Annotated in this window: 16 protein-coding genes and 1 tRNA gene; 7 read left to right on the top strand and 10 right to left on the bottom strand. The window is 67.8% G+C overall.

What is annotated here, in order from left to right; all coding sequences use genetic code 11:
• Positions 1–28: 28 nt before the first annotated feature.
• From ACW17Y_RS06895 to folE, 4 genes are all read right to left on the bottom strand, one after another.
• Positions 29–895, bottom strand: coding sequence for an alpha/beta hydrolase family protein (locus ACW17Y_RS06895; RefSeq protein ID WP_492038025.1), 867 nt, complete (start codon positions 893–895; stop codon positions 29–31).
• A gap of 52 nt (positions 896–947) precedes the next feature.
• On the bottom strand, positions 948–1,289 hold the full coding sequence (locus ACW17Y_RS06900; protein WP_492038026.1) for an MmcQ/YjbR family DNA-binding protein: 342 nt from the start codon (positions 1,287–1,289) through the stop codon (positions 948–950).
• Positions 1,290–1,378: 89 nt separating this feature from the next.
• On the bottom strand, positions 1,379–1,819 hold the full coding sequence (locus ACW17Y_RS06905) for a biopolymer transporter ExbD (protein WP_492038027.1): 441 nt from the start codon (positions 1,817–1,819) through the stop codon (positions 1,379–1,381).
• A gap of 183 nt (positions 1,820–2,002) precedes the next feature.
• Positions 2,003–2,617 (bottom strand): GTP cyclohydrolase I FolE, encoded by a 615-nt coding sequence (gene folE, locus ACW17Y_RS06910; RefSeq protein WP_492038028.1) that lies wholly within the window; start codon positions 2,615–2,617, stop codon positions 2,003–2,005.
• A 156-nt stretch (positions 2,618–2,773) separates the two neighbouring features.
• On the opposite strand from folE, the gene cysS reads away from it, so the two are divergent.
• Positions 2,774–4,183: a cysteine--tRNA ligase gene (gene cysS, locus ACW17Y_RS06915; protein WP_492038029.1), complete on the top strand. Its 1,410-nt coding sequence runs from the start codon at positions 2,774–2,776 to the stop codon at positions 4,181–4,183.
• Positions 4,184–4,192: 9 nt separating this feature from the next.
• Here cysS and ACW17Y_RS06920 read toward each other — a convergent pair whose 3' ends face one another.
• Complete coding sequence (locus ACW17Y_RS06920) at positions 4,193–5,281, bottom strand: ABC transporter ATP-binding protein (RefSeq protein WP_492038030.1); 1,089 nt, start codon at positions 5,279–5,281, stop codon at positions 4,193–4,195.
• Between the two features lie 200 nt (positions 5,282–5,481).
• Positions 5,482–7,629: a DEAD/DEAH box helicase gene (locus ACW17Y_RS06925; RefSeq protein ID WP_492038031.1), complete on the bottom strand. Its 2,148-nt coding sequence runs from the start codon at positions 7,627–7,629 to the stop codon at positions 5,482–5,484.
• 220 nt (positions 7,630–7,849) lie between these two features.
• On the opposite strand from ACW17Y_RS06925, the gene ACW17Y_RS06930 reads away from it, so the two are divergent.
• From ACW17Y_RS06930 to ACW17Y_RS06945, 4 genes are all read left to right on the top strand, one after another.
• A complete protein-coding gene (locus ACW17Y_RS06930; protein WP_492038032.1) occupies positions 7,850–10,237 on the top strand; it encodes a caspase family protein in 2,388 nt (795 codons plus the stop codon).
• A gap of 30 nt (positions 10,238–10,267) precedes the next feature.
• The gene (locus tag ACW17Y_RS06935; protein WP_492038033.1) at positions 10,268–10,648 is read left to right on the top strand and encodes a hypothetical protein; all 381 of its coding nucleotides are present in this window, start codon (positions 10,268–10,270) and stop codon (positions 10,646–10,648) included.
• Positions 10,649–10,694: 46 nt separating this feature from the next.
• Positions 10,695–12,239, top strand: a complete 1,545-nt coding sequence (locus ACW17Y_RS06940) for a methyltransferase regulatory domain-containing protein (RefSeq protein ID WP_492038034.1) — start codon at positions 10,695–10,697, stop codon at positions 12,237–12,239.
• A 167-nt stretch (positions 12,240–12,406) separates the two neighbouring features.
• Complete coding sequence (locus tag ACW17Y_RS06945; RefSeq protein WP_492038035.1) at positions 12,407–14,044, top strand: M28 family peptidase; 1,638 nt, start codon at positions 12,407–12,409, stop codon at positions 14,042–14,044.
• Between the two features lie 84 nt (positions 14,045–14,128).
• Here ACW17Y_RS06945 and ACW17Y_RS06950 read toward each other — a convergent pair.
• From ACW17Y_RS06950 to ACW17Y_RS06960, 3 genes are all read right to left on the bottom strand, one after another.
• A tRNA-Val gene (locus ACW17Y_RS06950) sits at positions 14,129–14,203 on the bottom strand.
• A gap of 63 nt (positions 14,204–14,266) precedes the next feature.
• Positions 14,267–15,556 (bottom strand): dicarboxylate/amino acid:cation symporter, encoded by a 1,290-nt coding sequence (locus tag ACW17Y_RS06955; RefSeq protein WP_492038036.1) that lies wholly within the window; start codon positions 15,554–15,556, stop codon positions 14,267–14,269.
• A gap of 371 nt (positions 15,557–15,927) precedes the next feature.
• A complete protein-coding gene (locus ACW17Y_RS06960) occupies positions 15,928–16,644 on the bottom strand; it encodes an HAD-IA family hydrolase (RefSeq protein WP_492038037.1) in 717 nt (238 codons plus the stop codon).
• A gap of 67 nt (positions 16,645–16,711) precedes the next feature.
• Here ACW17Y_RS06960 and glmU point away from each other — a divergent pair, with 67 nt between their 5' ends.
• A complete protein-coding gene (gene glmU, locus ACW17Y_RS06965; RefSeq protein ID WP_492038038.1) occupies positions 16,712–18,061 on the top strand; it encodes a bifunctional UDP-N-acetylglucosamine diphosphorylase/glucosamine-1-phosphate N-acetyltransferase GlmU in 1,350 nt (449 codons plus the stop codon).
• Positions 18,058–18,741 carry a ribose-5-phosphate isomerase RpiA gene (rpiA, locus tag ACW17Y_RS06970; RefSeq protein WP_492038039.1) on the top strand — a complete coding sequence of 228 codons (684 nt, stop codon included), beginning with the start codon at positions 18,058–18,060 and terminating at the stop codon, positions 18,739–18,741. Before glmU ends, rpiA begins: the two co-directional genes overlap by 4 nt.
• Before the next feature lie 19 nt (positions 18,742–18,760).
• Here the strand turns inward: rpiA and ACW17Y_RS06975 are convergent, their stop codons facing one another.
• The gene (locus ACW17Y_RS06975) at positions 18,761–19,717 is read right to left on the bottom strand and encodes a hypothetical protein (protein ID WP_492038040.1); all 957 of its coding nucleotides are present in this window, start codon (positions 19,715–19,717) and stop codon (positions 18,761–18,763) included.
• Positions 19,718–19,823 lie beyond the last annotated feature (106 nt).

Below are 19,823 nucleotides of genomic sequence, written 5' to 3' on the forward strand. Positions count from 1 at the left end.
ATATGGGAGGCGAACGCGGCGGCGCCAGCTACGGACCGGTCAACCAGCCGGAAATCTCGTCCCAGAGCGGCTCCAGTCCCCGCCGGAACGCCCCCTCATGGCCGATCCGGGCCACGCCATAGTCGGCCGGGTCGCGGACGACCAACTCGCCGGGCGCGTTCGGATAGACCTCCAGCATACACGGCGCGGTCCTTTGATTGGCGATGGGATCGTCGGTGAAGATCCACGACCGGATCGGCGCCGTGACCTCTGTGAAATGGTTGGGCCGGAGCTCCTTGCCAAGGCGATCCGCGAAATATCGAGGGTCGTGGCACCAGCGTCGCCAGGGCAGGAAGACGCCACGCGGCAGGTCGGCGCCGCGCCACAGCTTGCCGCTCTTGATGTAGCCGTGACGGGCGAGACTCCACGGGCCGAAGACCCACCAGAAGACGATCTCGACGGGATTGTAGCTTCGGAAATGGTCGCCCCAGTAGCCCGAGCCCACGGCGACGAACGCATGCCGGGCGATTCGGACGTGGTTCGGCATGAAGCCGGCGAAATGCCCGCCGACGCTATGGCCGACGTGGGAGACCTGCAGGTCCGGATAGGCGGCGACCAGCGCGTCCAGGGCCGCCGGCATGTCGAGCCGTCCCCAGTCCGCATAGGTCATCTGCAGGGTCGCCAGATCGTCGGGACGCGATCCGCCGATCCCGCGCATGTCATGAAGCAGGACCGCGGCGCCGTTCGCGGCCAGATGCCGGGCGAACTTCTCGTAGAAGCCCATCGGAAAACCGGTGCCCGAGGTGACGAGCACCGCATGGACGGGGTTCGCCGGCGCGATCAGTCTCAGCGCCAGCCGATAGCCGTCGGCCGCCTCGGTCGTCAGATCGCGGGAAATGAGTTCGGGAGTGTCCACGGCCAGTCCGTCCTGTTTGGAAACGAACGTGGCACGATGACGCGGCGTCAGGTCAAGGGGCGGGACTGAAGGTCTTCGACACCGACTTCGGCACGATCTTCAGCCAGCGCTTTTCCAGGGTCTTGCGCAGCCAGACCGGATCCACCGAGGCCAGACGGGCCAGAACGATCGGATAGCCCCGATAGTGGTCGGTGATGTGGAAGGTCGCGGGTTCGGCCTCCATCAGCATGTCGCGATGATCCTGACTGTCGACATAGACCACGACGCTGTCGTCCTCGGGCCGAAGCCGCGTGAAGAATCGGCCCGCTGCTTTGAACGACGGCTTGCCGTGGGTCGTGCCGACTTCCGTTTCCGGGAAGGTCAGTACGAGGGCGCGGAGGTCTGCGGGAGTCATGTCGCCGACCCTAGGCTCACGTCGCGCAAATGAAAAAGGCCGCGTCTCTTTCGAGACGCGGCCCTGATCGGTGTGAAGAGGCGAAAAGCCTATTCGATGTCTTCGTTGAGCAGGCCGACCTTGTAGAAGCCGTTCTTCTGCAGGTCGTTCATGACTTCCATGAAGGCGTTGTACTTCACTTCCGGCTGGGCGCGGACGAACACGCGCTCTTCCTGGCAGGCCGGCGAACCGCCGCCCAGCGCGGCGCAGACGTCCACCGCCAGGGTTTCGATCGTGGTCTGCTGCTCGGCGATGAAGATCGAGCCGGTTTCCTGGATGGTGATGTAGACCGGTTCCTTCGGCTCTTCGCCGGTCGGCGGCGTTGCCGGCGGCAGGTCGAGGCGGATGGACACGGTGGCCAGCGGCGCGGCGACCATGAAGATGATCAGCAGCACCAGCATGATGTCGACGAACGGCGTGACGTTGATGTCCGCGTTCTGGGAGATGGTCTTGCCACCCTGGCCGGCGGGACCTGCGAGCTTGGAGCCCATGCGTTGATTCTCCATGGAGGCTCGGGCGCGGGGCGCGAGCGACGCGTTACGGTTCGGACGGTTTCTTGGCGTCTGCCGCGAGGCTTGTAAAGCGGTCTCGGAAGGAAGTCGGTTCCCAGGGCGTGGTTTTCGCCCGAACGGGGAGAAATCCTCCTCCGCCGTGGGCGAAGGAGGATTTATCGGTCAGCCCTTGGCCAGCTTCAGGAAGCGCTCGATCAGCGCCGGGTCCGACTTGAAGGCCCCGGTGAAGCGGGTGGTGATGGTCGAGACGTGGCGGTGATGCACGCCGCGGGTCGTCATGCACTGGTGCTCGGCGTCGATCAGGACAGCGACGCCGGCCGGGTTGAGGTTGTCCTCGAGAGCCTTGGCGATCTCCTGGGTCAGGGTCTCCTGCGTCTGCAGACGCTTGGAGAAGATCTCGACCACGCGGGCGATCTTGGAGATGCCGACCACCTTCTCGGTGGGCAGGTAGGCGACATAGGCCTTGCCGAGGAAGGGGGCCATGTGGTGCTCGCAATGGCTCTCGACCTCGATGTCGCGCAGCAGCACCATGTCGTCATAGCCCTGCACGTCCTCGAACGTGCGGCTCAGTTCCTTGGCCGGATCGGCCGCATAGCCCTCGAACCATTCGCTGTAGGCGTCGACCACCCGTTTGGGCGTGTCCAGCAGGCCTTCCCGATCCGGATTGTCACCCGACCATGCGATCAGGGTGCGCACGGCGGCCAGGGCCTCCTCGCGGGTCGGGCGGGACAGATGATCGTTGCCGACGAGGGTCGGTCTGGAGGCGTTGGCGTCCATGAAGTGTTTTCTAAGCGACCAGTAGCGCCGGAACGAAGGTTCCGGTTTGACGCGCGTCGCTCTCCCTTTTCGATGACGTCGGCTATTCGCCGCGTCGACACGGCTATATGGGACGCTGGGCCCGTCCCGCAAGAAAACCGACTGCACCGCGATCAAATGACACTGTACCTGCACGACACCCTGCGTCGCGAAAAGCGCGCCTTCGTCCCCCGGGACCCGGAACGGGTGACGCTCTATGTCTGCGGACCGACGGTCTATGACTACGCCCACATCGGCAACGCCCGCCCGCCCGTGGTGTTCGACGTCCTTGTCCGCCTGCTGCGGCGTGAGTACGGCGCCGACAGCGTCATCTATGCGCGCAACGTCACTGACGTGGACGACAAGATCAACGCGAAGGCCTTCAAGGAAGGCGTGCCGATCGGTGAGGTCACGGCCCGCTACGAGGCCGCCTATCTGGCCGACATGGGGCTGCTGAACGTCTCGCCGCCGGACATCGCGCCGCACGTCACCGACCATATGGACGCGATCATCAAACAGATCGGCGAGATCGTGGATCAGGGCTGCGCCTATGCCGCCGAGGGCCATGTGCTGTTCGATGTGTCGAGCTATCCGTCCTACGGCGCCCTGTCGGGGCGGAACCTGGACGACATGATCGCCGGCGCCCGCGTCGAGGTCGCCCCCTACAAGAAGAATCCCCACGACTTCGTCCTGTGGAAGCCGTCCAAGGCCGACGAGCCGTCCTGGCCGTCGCCCTGGGGCGAGGGACGGCCCGGCTGGCATATCGAATGCTCGGCCATGATCGAGAAGACGCTTGGCCTGCCGATCGACATCCACGGCGGCGGCATCGACCTGGTCTTTCCGCACCATGAGAACGAGATCGCCCAGGGCGTCTGCGCCCACGGTCACGCGCACGGCGAGGCGGCCCACGACGAATACAGCCGCTACTGGATGCACAACGGTTTCCTGACCGTCGATGCGGAGAAGATGTCCAAGTCGATCGGCAACGTCCTGTTGCTGCACGACCTGGTGCAGGCGATCCCGGGCGAGGTGGTGCGCTGGGCCCTGCTGAGCGCCCACTATCGTCAGCCGCTGGACTGGAACCAGTCGCTGCTGGACCAGTCGCGGAAAAACCTGGACCGGCTCTACGGCGCGCTGCGTCGGGCGGAGGGTGTGGATGCTCTGGGCGACATGCCGTCGCCGGAGTTCCTCGAAGCCATCTCTGACGACCTGAATACGCCGGGCGCGATGGCGACCATGTTCGCCCTGTCCAGCGAGATCGAACGGGCCATGACGGCCGGCGATCACAGGGCGGTCGGCATCGCCAAGGCGGAGCTGATGGCGTGCGGCCGAATTCTGGGCGTTTTGCTGGCCAGCCCGGACGCATGGTTCGAGGGCGGGGCCGACGACGCTCTTAAGACAGAGGTCGAGACCCTGCTGGCCGAACGGGTGACTGCGCGGGCGGACAAGAACTGGCCCGAGGCGGACCGCATCCGCGACCGGCTGACGGCGCTGAACGTCGTGGTCATGGACGGCCCGACCGGCGCGACTTGGCGGCTGAAGGAGTAAGGGCCGTTCTCAGAGCCGCCTGAACGCCGCTCCGTCCGCGTCGAACAGGTGCGCCCGCGCGGGGTCGATGTGCAGGGTCAGGACCTCGCCGACCGAGGGGCGGATGTCGCCGGACAATTGCACCGTCAGGGTCTCGCTCGACCCCGCCTGGGTAACATAGGCGTAGGTGGCATTGCCGAGAGTCTCGACGAAGGCGGCCTTCACCCGGATCGGATCGCCGGGGCCTGACAGCGTGAGCTGTTCGGGCCGCACGCCCAGCATGACCGACTGGCCCGCCCTGGCGGAGCCGGCATCAGCAGCGACATGCACCGTCTCGCCCGCCGCCGTCCGCACCGTCGCGCCCGTCGCCGACGCCTCGACCACCTCTGCGGGGAGCATGTTCATCTTCGGACTGCCGATGAACTCGGCGACGAAGCGGGTGCGGGGGTGTTCGTAGAGCTCCATCGGCGCCCCGACCTGTTCGATCACCCCGCCGTTCAGGACCACGATCCGGTCGGCCAGGGTCATGGCTTCGACCTGGTCGTGGGTGACGTAGATCATCGTAGTCTTCAGCCGCCCGTGCAGCGAGGCGAACTCGTAGCGCATGCGCACGCGCAAGGCGGCGTCGAGGTTCGACAGGGGCTCGTCGAACAGGAAGACCTCGGGCTCGCGCACGATGGCCCGGCCGATGGCGACGCGCTGGCGCTGGCCGCCGGAGAGGGCTTTTGGCTTGCGGTCGAGGTAGTCGACGATGTTCAGGGTTTCGGCGGCGGCCATGACGCGCCGTTCGATCTCGGCCTTGTCCGTCTTCGCCAGGCTCAGGCCAAAGGCCATGTTCTGGCGCACGCTCATATGCGGATAGAGGGCGTAGGACTGGAACACCATGGCGATGCCCCGATCGGACGGGCTCAGCGCATTGACGACGCGGCCGCCGATGGAGACCTCGCCGGCATCGGCGTCTTCCAGACCGGCGATGACGCGCAGCAGGGTGGACTTGCCGCAGCCGGACGGGCCGACAAAGACCACGAACTCGCCGTCAGCGATGGTCAGATCGACACCCTTCAGAACCTCGGTCGCGCCGAAGCTCTTGCGAATGCCGCTGAGTGCGACGTCGGCCATGCGTGTTTCCTGTCCCGGGGTCGTCTTTTCCGGGACTGTAAGCGGTTACGCAGAGGCGGCCAACCTAATCCTCCCCCATCGGGGGAGGGGGACCACGAAGTGGTGGAGGGGCCAGACCCAGACACCGGGTCTGGGGTGGGGCCCCTCCGTCACGTCGCGAAGCCGCGCCGCGCCACCTCCCCCGATGGGGGAGGAATGGATCAGCCGTTCGGCTTCTTCTTGCCCTTGAAGGGCTTCTTCTCGCCGGCCGGCTTGCCGTGGGCGTCCTTGGCGGCCCAGGGACGGTCGCCGCCCTTGGGCTTGCCCTTCCAGGGCTTGTCGCCGGGCGCGGCCGGGGCGGCGTCGGAGGCGGGCGCCCAGGGCTTCTTCTCGGCGTAGGGCTTTTTCACCCACGGCTTCTTGCCATCCGGCGTCGGCGCGTCCGGCGTGCGCTTGACCCACTTGGGCCTGGCGTCGCTCGCGGCGGGCGCTGCGTCCTCGCGCTTGACCCAGGGCTTCTTTTCACCGGCGGGCTTGTCCTCGCGCGGCTTCCACGCGGGCTTGTCGCCATCCTCGCGGGCCTTCCAGGCCGGTTTGTCGGCGCGCGGTGCGCGGTCGCCCTCGGTCTTGTTCGCCCACGGTTTGCGCTCGGGACGATCCCCTGAGGAGTGGGCGCCGCCGTCGCCGGCCGGCTTCTTGTCCCAGCGGCTGGCGGGGCGTTCCTTGGGGCCGGGCGCGACGGCGTCGTTGACGGTGACGCCGTCCTCAAGGCCCGAGGCGATGGCGGCGCGGAACTTGGCCTCGGCGGCCGTGGTGATCTCGAACTTGGTCTCGCGATCGAAGATCTTGATCGAGCCGATGTCGCCTTTGGTCACATGGCCGAGACGGCAGAGCGTCGGCAGCAGCCACTTGGGATCAGCGTTCTTGTCGCGTCCGATGTTGATGCGGAACCAGACCATGTCGCCACCACGAGCGAAGTCACGCAGCGGGCCGTCGGCCTGGCCGCGATCGTTCACGCCGCTGACCTGGGCGCGCTTCATGCGCTCGTCGTCATAGACCTCTTCCGGGGCCGGCAGCTTCTGGCGATAGAGACGGATCAGGGAGGCGGCGACCTGTTCGGGCGTGGTGCGCTCCAGCAGCAGCCGGCCCAGTTCCAGCGCCTCCTCGTCCTCGACAGGCGCGGTCAGGGCAGGATCGGCCAGCAGGCGTTCGCGGTCCTTCTCGAGGATCATCTCCGCCGACGGCGGGCCCGACCATTCGGCGACGATCGACGCCGACTGCAGCATCAGCTCGACCTTGCGGCGGCGGGTGTAGGAAACCAGCAGGACGGAGACGCCCTTCTTGCCCGCGCGTCCGGTGCGGCCCGAACGGTGCAGCAGGCCGGCCTTGTTCACCGGGATCTCGGCGTGGATGACCAGGCCCAGGTCGGGCAGGTCGAGGCCGCGCGCGGCGACGTCGGTGGCGACGCAGACGCGGGCATGGCCGTCGCGCAATGCCTGCAGCGCCTCGGACCGCTGGCTCTGGGTCAGTTCGCCCGACAGGCCCACAACCGAGAAGCCGCGTTCGCGCAGCGACGACGTCAGGTGCTTCACCCGTTCGCGCGTGTTGGCGAACACCAGGGCGCCGGGGGCCTCGAAATAGCGCAGCACGTTGACGACGCCGAGTTCGATCTCGTTCGGGGCGACGCGGATGGCCTTGTACTCGATGTCGGCGTGCGACTTGTTGCCGGCGACGGTGTCGATGCGGACGGCGTCTCGCTGATAGGTCTTGGCCAGCTGGACGATGTCGCGGGCCAGGGTCGCCGAGAACAGCAGGGTCCGGCGCTCGGGCGGGGCGGCGTCCAGGATGAAGGTCAGGTCTTCCTGGAAGCCCATGTCCAGCATCTCGTCGGCTTCATCCAGCACGACGGCGCGGGCTTCGGACAGGTCCAGTGCGCCGCGTTCCAGATGGTCGCGCAGACGGCCCGGTGTTCCGACGACGATATGGGCGCCGCGCTCCAGCGCCCGCCGCTCAACCTTGGGATCCATGCCGCCGACGCAGGAGACGATGCGCGCGCCGGTCTGGGCGTAGAGCCACTGCAGTTCGTTCGAGACCTGCTGGGCCAGTTCCCGGGTCGGGGCGATGACGAGGGCCAGCGGATTGCCGAAGTCGGTGAACTTCTCGGCGTCGCCGAGCAGGGTGGGCGCCAGGGCCAGGCCGAAGGCGACGGTCTTGCCCGAGCCGGTCTGGGCCGAGACCAGCAGGTCGCGTCCGGTTCCGTCCTCGGCCTGGGACGCCTCAAGCACTGCCGCCTGGACTGGGGTGGGCTCGGCATAGCCGCGTTCGGACAGGGCGCGGTCTAGCGCGGGATGACTGGCGGGGAAGGGCATGGCGGTTCCGTAGGGCGCCGGGCCCGAATTGGCGAGCGGCGCGGGGTCGTCTGGGGGAGGAGTCGCGGTTTTCGCGGGGCGGGGCTTTTGCTCCGCGATCAAGGCCGAATGAGGGTGATACGGCGAGAAGGTGTCGGAATCTGACCCTCGTTCCGCGAACCCGTGACATCAGGCTGGACTGTAGGCAATGTCCCGCTGTCTTTCGGGGGTTAGAGTCGTCATGCGCAACGTCCTGTTTTCCACGGCCCTTTCTCTGTCGCTGGCGGCCGCACCGCTGCTGACCGGTCCAGCCATCGCCCAGCAGCGGCTGCAGCCGGGCGGATCGGTCCAGGGCGACCTGTCGCGCGGCGACGATCAGCTCGACACCGGCGAGTTCATCGACGTCTACGAGGTCCAGGGCCGTGCCGGTCAGCCGCTGTCGGTGGTCATGCGCTCCGACGACTTCGACGCCTATCTGATGATCCGGGGACCGGGCGACTTCACCGAAGACAACGACGACTCGGGCGACGACGGCACCAACGCCGGCCTCGACGTGCGCCTGCCCGCCGACGGGACCTATCGCATCACAGCCACCAGCTATGAGCCCGGCGAAAGCGGTCGCTACAGCCTATCCATGAGCGGCGGCGGCAACGCCGGCGGACGGGCCCAGGCGACCGGCGGCGGTCGCGGACCCCAGAACGCGGGCGGCGGCATGCTGCAACCCGGCCGTGGCGCATCGGGCGCCCTGGCCCAGGGCGACCGCAGGCTGGAAGCCGGGGAGTTCGCCGATGACTGGGAACTGCGGGTCCGTCGCGGCGAGACCTATACGGTCAGCCTCGATGCCGCTGATTTCGACGCCTATCTGATGGTGCGCGGTCCGGGTGGCCTCAGCGAGGACAACGACGACGATCCGGGCCAGCGCGGCGGCCGCAACAGCCGCGTGACCTTCACTGCCGTCGCCGACGGCGTCGTGACCGTCGCTGCGACCAGCTTCGGCACGGGCGAGACCGGCCGCTACCAGATCCTGGCCGAGCAGGGCGGTCGCGCGCCCTACGCCGGAGGAGTCCGTCAGCCACAGCCGACCTATCAGCCCCCGTCGCGTCAGGCCGACGGCTCGATCCAGCTGGGTCAGACGGTCAACGGGAATCTGGGTCAGGGTGACCGCCAGCTCGACAGCGGCGAATACATCAACACCTACACCCTGCGCGGGCGTCGCGGTCAGCAACTGGACCTGCGCCTGTCGTCCTCCGCCTTCGACCCCTATGTCGCCATCGAAGGGCCCGGCCTGTCGGAGTTCAATGACGACGATCCGGATGGCGACGGCGCGCTGGACAGCCGCCTGTTCGTCACCCTGCCGCAGGACGGCGACTACCAGATCACCGCCACCAGCTATGCCTCGGGCGAGTCCGGCGCCTATCGCCTCGGCGTCTTCCCCGCCGACGGTCGCGCATCGCAGGGCCGGCCGCGCCAGGACTCCTACGTCGAGGAGCGCGGTCAGCGTCAGGACGTCGAGGGCGGCTCGATCTCGATCGGCGACACCGTCGGCGGCACGCTGCAGTCGGGCGACGAACAACTCGATAGCGGCGAGTACGTCGACACCTTCACCTTCTCGGGCCGTCGCGGCCAGCGGGTGGCGGCGGAGCTGACCTCATCGGCCTTCGACGCCTACATCATCCTGACCACCCCTTCGGGCGAACAGCTCGACAACGACGACGGCGAGGACGGCACCAACAGCCGCCTGGACACGGTGCTTCAGGAGGAGGGCGAGTATCAGGTCATGGTGACCTCCTACGCGGCCGGCGAGACGGGGTCCTATCGCTTCTCGGTCGCGCCCAGCCAGGGTTCGGCCCGCCAGGCCTCGGTCCAGGGCGGTCCGCGCGTCTTCGCCATCATGGTCGGCATCTCGGAGTACGGCGGCGCCGCCGGTGATCTTCCGTACACGGACGAAGATGCCGAGAAGCTGGCCGAGACCCTGCAACGCGGCGGGGTCCTGAACCCGTCCAGCGTCGTCCTGACCAATGCCGAGGCGACCGTCGGCGGCGTGCGTCGCGCCTTCCAGCAGGTCTCGCGTCAGGCGGGACCGGACGACATGTTCCTGTTCTTCTTCTCCGGCCATGGCAGCCAGGAAGACGCCGCCTCCAGCGCGCTCGAGCCGGACGGCCGCATGGAATCGATCGTCCTGCGCGACGGCGAGATCACCGATCAGGAGATGGCCGATCTGTTTGACGGCCTGAACACCCGCCTGTCTCTGCTGGTGCTCGACAGCTGCTTCTCCGGGGGCTTTGCGCGTAACGTCGTGGATCGCCCGGGGGTCATGGGTCTGTTCTCGTCCGAAGAAGACCTGACCAGCGCCGTGGCCGACAAGTTCGAGGCCGGCGGATACCTGTCCCACTTCCTGCGGTCGGGTCTGGCCGGGGCGGGCGACGTCGACGGCGACGGCATGGTCACCGCCGGCGAACTGGCCACCTATCTGCGCCGCCAGTTCGTAGCCGAGGTCGAGAACGTCGAGGCCGAGACCATGGAAGGCCAACGCAACTATCAGAACCTGGTCATCGACCGGGGCGGGGTGCAGGTCGACGACGTGGTCCTGCGTCTGGCGTCCAGCGGCTACAACGCCGGATCGCACTGAGCCTGTCCTGTATCCAGTAGGAGTAGAGTTATGACCATTCTTCGCGCGACGGCCCTGGCCGCCGCCGTCCTCGCGCTCGGGGCTTGCCAGCAGAAGGCCGAAGCCCCCGCCGCCCCGGCCACGCCCGTCGCCGAGGTCGTCAGCGGCGCGACCGGCGTCGATCAGGCGGTCGCCTGCATGGCCTATCTGGCGCTGAAGCAGACGGCGCTGGAGGCCCAGTCGCCCCCCGGCGACGTCACCGCCGTTCGCGCCGCGCTGAACGACTGGGAAGGGCTGGCCCTCCAGTCCATGACCCCGGACGAAGTGGCCCAGTATTATGCCAGCTCGGTCGCCGTTGAGGACGACGCCTCGCCCGGGAAGATGGAAGTCACCTCGGCCTGGTGTCTGGCCAACAAGCCCGCCGCCTCCTGACGAAGGGGCCTCGCCTCGCGGGGCGGGTCTGGTGCATGAGGTCGGGATGAGCGCGCCCACCGCACAACAGCCCCGCCACTACGCCGAGCTGGAATACACGGCCGGCTACTATCACGAGCCGGGACCCGCCCATCTGCGCTTCTGCGGCCTGATCGCGGGCGTCGACGTCGCCGTGCCCGAGGCGCCGACCTATCTGGAACTGGGGATGGGGCAGGGGGTGTCGCTGGCGATTCACGCCGCCGCCAGCGAAGGCGACTTTTGGGGCGTCGACATCAATCCAGCCCACGTCGAGAACACCCGGGCGCTGGCGGCCTCGTTCGACGGTGCGTTGCACCTCGACGCTCAGGATTTCGAGACGTTCGCGGCCCGGGATGACTTGCCGCTGTTCGACGTCATCACCCTGCACGGCGTCTGGAGCTGGGTCTCGGACGCCAGCCGCAGGGTCATCGTCGAATTGATCCGCGACCGGCTGAAGCCCGGCGGCGTGGTCTATCTGAGCTACAACTGCCAGCCGGGCTGGGCCTCTCGGTCGCCGGTTCGCCACCTGCTGAAACTCGGCCATTCCGCTCGCCCGGGGCTGGACCCCGAGGTCCGGATCGAAGCCGCGCTGGAGTTCATGGAGGATGTCGCCGCCGCCGACAGCCGCTTCTTTGCCGAGAATCGCACCGCCGCCAGCCACGCCGCGTCATTGCGCAAGGTCGGCCCGCAGTATCTCGGCCACGAGTATCTGAACGCCGACTGGCACGTCCCGTATTTCTCGGACGTCGCGGAAGCCCTGTCTGCAGCCGATCTGGGCTTCGTCACCTCCGCCCGGCTGCTGGACCGCGTGAACGCCATCCACCTCCCGCCCGCCGGCGTCGCCCTGATGGACCGCCAGAAGGACCCCGTCCTGCGCGAGTCCGTCCGCGATTTCCTCGTCAACCAGCAGTTCCGGCCCGACGTCTTTGCAAAAGACGCCCGAACACTGTCACCCGCCGAACAGACGGCGCGGCTCGACGCCCAGGCCTTCGTCCTCGCCTGCGGTCTCGACGAGATCGACTTCCAGCTGACGGGCGCCCAGGGTGAGGTTGTCCTGTCCGAAGCGACCTACGGCCCTCTCGCGCTCGCGCTGGCGTCCGACGATTTCCGCCCGAAGAGCACGACCGACCTGCTGGCCGCGCACGGCGTCTCAGGCTTCCGGCGCAACGACGTGATCGCCGCCCTGATCAACCTCGTCGGCATGGGCGTTCTCAGACCGGCCCAGATCTTCACACCCGATGTCCGCGCGCGGTGCGACGCCTGGAACCGCCTCGTCCTCGATCGCGCCGTCACCGGCCCTCACCTGAAGCACATGGCCTCGCCCGTGACCGGCGGCGGCGTCCTGACGCCCCGGTCGGCCCAGCTGTTCATGCGCGCCTGGCTGGCCGGCGCCCGCACCCCGGACGCGATCGCCCTGTCGGTCTGGGAGGTGTTCCAGACGACCCGCGAGCGCGCAGCCCGCAACGGCAAGGACATGGTCACCCGCGACGACAATCTGTCCGCCCTCGGCGACATGGCCCGCCGCTTCCTCGACCACACCGTCCACCTCTATCGGGCGCTGGCGATCCTCTAGACCAGCCCCGCGATGCCGTCGGCGGCGCCCAGGCGTCCGTCGACTGAAGCAGTTTTGAGATGAGCAGCCGCTCCTCCTCGATCAGCTCCGGCCCGCGTCTCTCGCTCGACAGCGCCGACCCGCTGGGTCAGGGTCGATCTCCCGCCGTCCGTGAATGAGTATCGCCCGTGTCCCGTGTCAGCCTCGCCGTCCTCGCCGCCTGCCTCGTCTCGGCTTCCGGAGCCGTCGCCCAGGAGGGCCGGATCGACCCCGAACGGCTGAACGCCGCCGTGGCCGTGCTGGCCGGAGACGACTTTGAAGGTCGCGCGCCCACCACCCCGGGCGAGGAGCGGTCGGTGACCTGGATCGCTGAACAGTTCCACGCCCTCGGCCTCGAACCCGCCGGCGATGACGGCACATATTTCCAGACCGTGCCGATCAACCGCTTCGTCCAGGACGGACCGGCTGTGATCACCGCTAACGCCGGCGGCGAGACGATCACGCTCCAGCGCGGGACCGACATCATCGCCAACAGCCACCGGCCTCAGGACCACATCACGATCACCGACGCCCCGGTGGTCTTCGTCGGCTACGGCGTGAACGCGCCCGAGCGCGGCTGGGACGACTTCAAGGGCGTCGATGTGCGCGGCAAGGTCGTGCTGATGCTGGTCAACGACCCGGACTTCGAGGTCGCCGCCGACAGCCCGACGGCAAACCGTTTCGACGGCCAGGGCATGACCTGGTACGGCCGCTGGGTCTACAAGTTTGAGGAGGCGGCGCGGCGCGGGGCGGCGGCGGTCTTCGTCATCCACGAGACGGCGGGCGCCGGCTATCCGTGGAACACCCTGCAGAACTCCTCGACCGCCCCCGGCCTCGACATCGTCCGCGCCGACCCGGAGCGGGAACGGGTCCAGGCCCAGGGCTGGATCCAGCAGGAGCAGGCGGCGCGGCTGATGACGGCGGCAGGTCTCGACTATGCGACGCTGAAGACGGCGGCCCAGTCCTCGGACTTCCGCCCTGTGGCGCTGGACGGAGTGACCCTGTCGCTCGACTTCGGCCAGACCTTCAGCCGCCTGACCACTCGCAACGTCGCAGCCCGTCTGCCGGGAACCCGCCATCCGGACGAGACCGTCATGTACGGCGCCCACTGGGACGCCTACGGCCGCGCCGTGGCCAATGCGGCAGGCGACGACATCTATAACGGCGCCGTGGACAATGCGACGGGCGTGGCCGCCATCCTGGAACTGGCCCGGCTCCATGCCGAGGCGCCGCGCACCGACCGCTCGGTCCTGTTCGTCTCATGGGCGGCGGAGGAGGCGGGGCTGCTCGGCGCCTACTACTATGCGGCGCATCCGCTGGTTCCGCTGGAGACCACAGTGGTCAACATCAACCTGGACAGCCTGCTGCCCGGCCCGGCGTCGTCGGAGATCGTCGTGATCGGCTTCGGCAAGACCGACGCCCAGAACCGGCTGGCCGATCTGGCGTCGGAGGAGGGCCGCTCCCTGATTCCCGATCCGGCGCCCCAGGTCGGCGCCTTCTATCGTTCGGACCATTTCCCCCTGGCCAAGATGGGCGTCCCGGCCCTGTTCGCCGCCGCCGGCTTCACCGGCGCCTCGGACGCCAGCCGCGCCTATGTCCGCGACCGCTATCACCAGCCGACCGACGAATGGGCCTCCGACTGGACGATGGAGGGCGCGGCCCGGGACGTGCAACTGCTCTACCGCGTCGGTCGGGGTCTGGCGAATGGCCGCGACTGGCCGGCCTGGACCTCGGGCAACGAGTTCGAGGCCGTGCGCGAGGCGAGTGCGGCGGCACGGCAGGAATAGGGAGACGGGTGGAGGAGAGAGGCGCTTGCCTCGAACCGAAACCCCGCGGGCAGGGTTGGTGTGGCGGCTGCCCGCCAGGAGAAATGGTGGATGCTGCAGGGATTGAACCTGCGACCCCCTCGGTGTGAACGAGGTGCTCTCCCGCTGAGCTAAGCATCCATCTCGGGCCCGCCAGAAGCGGGGAGGCGCGGACATAGCCCGCTCCCCGTTCGGAGGCAAGCCTCAGATGCCCGCCGCGCGCACGCCTTCCGGCGTCTCCGTATCGGGGTCGCCCGGCAGCCAGGCGACGTGGCCGTCGTAGATGCCCTCGTTGAGGATGCCCTCTTCCTTCGCCACCAGGACGGGGACCAGCATCTGGCCCGTCACATTGGTCGCCGTGCGCATCATGTCGATGATCCGGTCGATGGCGACGATGTAGCCGATGCCCTCCAGCGGCAGGCCCGCCGTCGACAGGGTCAGGGTCAGCATGACGATGCTGGTCCCGGGCACCCCGGCGGTCCCCAACGACCCGAGCACCGCCGTCAGTCCGATCAGGACGTACTGTGTGATCGACAGCTCGATATGGAAATACTGGGCGATGAAGATGGCCGCGATGGCCGGATAGATGGCGCCGCAGCCGTCCATCTTGACGTTGGCGCCCAGGGGCACGGCGAAGGCGGCATAGGCCTGGGGCACGCCCAGTCGCTCCACCGTCTGGCGCAGGGTGATAGGCAATGTGCCCAGCGACGACGAGGTGGCGAAGGCCGTCTGCTGCGCCGCGAAGGCGCCCCGGAAGAAGCTCGTGGCCTTCAGCCCATGAAGCTTCAGCAGCCCGGAGTAGACGACCAGGATGTGGAACAGACAGGCCGCATAGATGGCCAGAATGAACTTGCCGAGCGGCAGCAACGCCTCCCAGCCATAGCCGCCGACCACCGAGCCGATCAGGCCGAACACGCCGAAGGGGGTCAACTGGATCACCCAGCGGGTGATGCGGAAGACGATGGCGGCGCCCTCGTCGACGAACCGCCGCGCCGTCTGCGCCCTGTCGCCCAGCGCCACCAGCGCCGCGCCTACGAGCGCCGAGAAGAAGATGATCTGAAGCACGTGGCCCTCGGCCAGCGCCGCGAAGGGGTTGGTCGGGACGATGCCGATCAGCACCTCCAGCGGCGTCGGGATCTCCCGCTCGCGCACTTCGCCCAGCGGGAGGTTGGCCAGACCCACCCCCGGATTGATCAGATGCCCGAAGGCGAACCCGACCAGCACGGCCAGCAATGACGTGATGGCGAACCACAGGATGGTCCGCGCCCCCAGCCGGATCGCCCCCGCGCCTTCGCCCAGTTTCGCGATCGATGAGGCGATGGTGAACAGCACCAGGGGCGCCACCACCATGCGGATCAGGTTCAGATAGATGTCGCCGATCGGCTGAAGCCAGACCTCCGCCTGTTCCCTCAGGATCAGTCCCGCGACGATCCCGAGCGCGAACCCCGCGGCGGTGCGTTGCCACAGGGGGATGGCGAAAAATCTGGCGAACATAAAGGCGGCTTTCCGGGGAGGAGCCTCGCAACATGTTCGCCGCCCTGCCGGATCGCAACGCGATGGAGGCACAGGAATTCTACGACCGGGTTTAGAAAACCTCTTTCGTCATCCTCCGCCGCGCGGCGGATTGCCGACGGATGACGAAAGACATGGATCAGTGCGCTCCGTTCAGCCCCGGACCCGGCGAAGGCCGGCTAGCGCAGGGCTTGAACCGCGGCGACGAACGCCAGCATGATCGTGCTGGTCAGCGCCACGCGATTGTGGCGATGCAGGTAGGCGAGGGTCTCTCCGAACACAGGCTTCTCCTTTTCGGGAGGGCAAGCCTGACAGTAAGGTCTGAAGATCGGGTTAGACCGGCGTTCGCCGGCTCAAACTCCCGCCAGCGCCCGCGTCACATAGTGCTCCACCACGATCATATCGACGGCCTCCTCGATGTCCTCAAAGGCGTCGACGATGACGTCGGGCTCCAGATCTTCCATCGGGATCGGCGTATAGCCGAAGGTCACCCCGATCGACGGCACGTCGGCGTCTTTTGCGCAGCCGATGTCGGGAGCCGCGTCGCCGACCATGATGGCGCGCTCCGGATCGCCGCCGACCGATTTCACCGCCTCGACCAGATGACAACCGGAGGGCTTCCTCGCCGAGACCCGGTCAGGGCCGACGATGGCGGCGAAATGCTTCGTCAGGTCGATCTTGCCCAGCAGCAGTTCCGACAGGTCCGACCGCTTGTTGGTCACGACGATCAGGGTCGCTCCCCGCTCGGCGAGGGTCTCCAGCGTCTCGACCACCCCCTCGAACGGGGCGGAATGATCGGCGATATGTTCGATGTAGTCGGCGATGAAGGCGTCGAACAGTTCGGGCGAGGCGGCGCGCTCGGCCGGGGCGCCGGCCAGTTCGAAGCCGTGCGTCAGCAGGGCGCGCGCTCCGCCGCCGATCAACTCGCGCGCGCTTTCCATCGGCGCGGGCGGCAGGCCTTCGAGGACCAGCATCCGGTTCAGGGTGCCGACCAGATCCTCGTGCGTTTCGACCAGGGTCCCGTCCAGGTCGAAGGCCAGGGTCCAGCCTTCAAGGTCGCGTTCGATCATTGGTTCTCTCCCGTCCGGCCCGCCGATGGGTTAGACCACGGCGCGTGACTAGACCCCGGACCGATTCATGACCACCCATCCCAGAGCCGCCATCATCCTCGCCGCCGGTCAGGGGACGCGGATGAAGTCGCCCCTTCCCAAGGTGCTGCACCCGGTCGGCCATCGCGCCATGCTCGATCACGCCATCGACGCGGCCGAGGCCCTGCACTGCGAGCGGATCGTCGTCGTGGTCGGCGCACACTCTCCGGAAGTCCGCGCCCATGTCGTCGCGCGGCTGGGCGAGGACGCCGTCGCGGTGCAGGACCCTCCGATGGGCACCGGCCACGCGGTCCGCGCCGCCGAGGCTGTGCTGGGCGACTTCATCGGCCAGGTCGTGGTCACCTATGGCGACGTACCTCTGCTGCGCGCTGCCGACATCGAGGCGGTCTTCGAGACGCACGACGGCGTCACTGTCATCGGCTTCGAGGCCGCCGACCCCGGCGCCTACGGCCGCCTCGTCATGGACGGAGACACCCTGAGCGCCATCACCGAGGCCAAGGAGGCGTCGCCTGATGTTCTGGCCATAACCACCTGTAATTCAGGCGTCATGGCCGCACCTGTGGGGCTGCTCTTCTCCCTGCTGGCGGAGGTCAGGAACGACAACGCCAAGGGCGAATACTACCTGACCGACGTGGTCGAACTGGCCCGCAGGCGCGGCGAACCGACCCGGGTGACCATGGCGTCCGAGGATTCCGTCATGGGCGTCAACGCCCAGTCCGAACTGGCCCAGGCCGAGGCCCTGTTCCAGAAGGTTCAGCGCGAGACCTTCCTTGCGGCAGGCGTGACCATGTCGTCGCCCGACACCGTCCACTTCGCCTGGGACACGGAAGTCGGGGCCGGATCAATCATTGAACCCTTCGTCGTCTTCGGCCCGGGCGTGAACATCGCCGAGCGCGCCCGCATCCGCAGCTTCAGCCACATCGAGGGCGCGAGCATCGCGTCCGGCGCCGAGGTCGGCCCCTACGCCCGCCTTCGTCCGGGCGCTGATCTGGGCGAGGATGTGAAGGTCGGCAACTTCGTCGAGGTGAAGAACGTCCGCATGGACGCGGGCGCCAAGGCCAGCCACCTGTCCTATCTGGGGGACGGTTCGGTCGGGGCGGGAGCCAACATCGGCGCGGGCACGATCTTCTGCAATTACGACGGGTACAACAAGGCGAAGACGGTCGTGGGCGAGGGGGCCTTCGTCGGTTCCAATTCCTCTCTCGTTGCCCCGGTCGCCATCGGGGCGGGGGCCATCGTCGGCTCGGGCTCGGTGATCGTTGAGGACGTGCCTGCTGACGCCCTGGCGCTTGCCCGTGGCCGTCAGGTCAACAAGGACGGCGCCGGCGCGGCTTTCCGGGACAAGGCGAAGGCGAAGAAGGCGGCGAAATCGAAATGAGCGACCATCAGAAACAGATCGCCGGCGAAGCGGCGGCCGAACGCGTCGAGGCCGGCATGGTCGTCGGTCTCGGCACCGGATCGACCGCCGCCTGGTTCGTCAAGGCGCTGGCGGCGCGGAACCTGACCGGGCTGCGCTGCGTCCCGACGTCGGAGAGGACCGCCGACCTGGCCCGCGAACTGGGCCTGCCGCTGGTTTCGCTGGAGGATGTGTCGCGCATCGACCTGACCGTCGACGGCGCCGACGAGGTCGGGCCGGGCCTGGCCCTGATCAAGGGCGGCGGCGCGGCTCTGCTGCGCGAGAAGCTCGTGTGGGAAGCGTCCAGCCGCTGTATCGTCATCGCCGACGCGGCCAAGGTCGTGCAGGTCCTGGGCGCCTTCCCGCTGCCGATCGAGGTCGTCGCCTTCGGTCACAAGACGACCGGCAACCGCATCGCCGACGTGCTGATCGACCACGACATCCAGATGCCCGCCCGCCTGCGTCAGGCCGATCGCGGCGTTGTCCGCACCGATGGCGGCAACGTCATCTACGACGCGAAATGCCAGGCCATCCACGACCCGGTCCGGCTCGCCGACGATCTGAAGCTGATCACCGGCGTGGTCGAACACGGCCTGTTCCTCGACCTCGCTGACGAGGCGATCATCGGCACGGACGCGGGCGTCGAGATCAGACTGCCCTGACCGCCACGCCGGGTCGAGCTTACTCTTCGGCGTCATTCAACCGGGCATGGGCGCGGTGGATCGACGAGGCGATCTCGCGATTGGCCCCTTGCGGGCTGCGCAGCGTGCGCCGGGCGTCGTAGAGCCCCTCCAGATAGGCGACATCCCATTGGGTCAGCCCCTTCGCCGTCTCCGGCGCATCGAAAACATTGAGCACGGACGCATAGCCGCTGGTGTCCGCCTCCGGATCGATCTGGGCCAGGACGATCATGGCGACATAGTCGGCCAGTTGCTGTGCGGAGACGTCGGCAACCTGGTCCACGTCGAGGACGACCACTGTGCGCAGAATGTGGTCGACGACCTGCGTCGTCAGGCGTGAGCCGAGCACGGAGATCGTCGGGACCATGTCCATCGGTGAAGTGCAGTCATTCCGGCATTCGCCGGGAATGCGCGTGGCGATCTGGCCGGTGTTGGTATCGATCGGTGCGCTGACGGTCCACCATCGGACGGGCGCGTCGGAGGCACGGAACGCCTGGAACGCGGTCGCGCCGCGGTCCATTCCGGATCCTCCCACGCGGAACGCGCGGCGATTGTCGGTGAGGAGACCCTCGGTCATGGCGTCGGCGTCTGCGGCCGCGACGATCAGTACGTTCGGGCTGCACCCGGGACCACCGACGTCCAGGCCAACATCCTCGGCCACGGTCGAGACGCGATCGACGATGTACTGGGCGACATCGCGTTGCAGATTGGCGGCGCCGATGCATACTCTGTCGTCCCAGCGTGCCAGACCGCGCCGCCTGGCGGGCGCCGCGACCTCATCGATGAAGCCGTTGATCAATTGATCCAGCGGACGACCCGTGACCTCGATATCCTCCAGCCGGACCGGCTCGCCCGTCTGGGCGACCTGCGGCGCGACCTGGATCGGCCGGATCGACGCATTGGCGTCACCCTCGATCGACATTGTGGCCATGACGGTCAGGGCAGCGAGCGTAAGCATGACGGTGTCTCTCCTGAACAGGTCCCGGAGACGAGGCTAACACTGATCTGTGGTTGTTCAAGTGCCGCTGATTCAACGCGCTCGCCGTGTCGGGAAAGTGACGGGT

The sequence above is a fragment of the Brevundimonas sp. AVps7 genome, assembly GCF_058681545.1.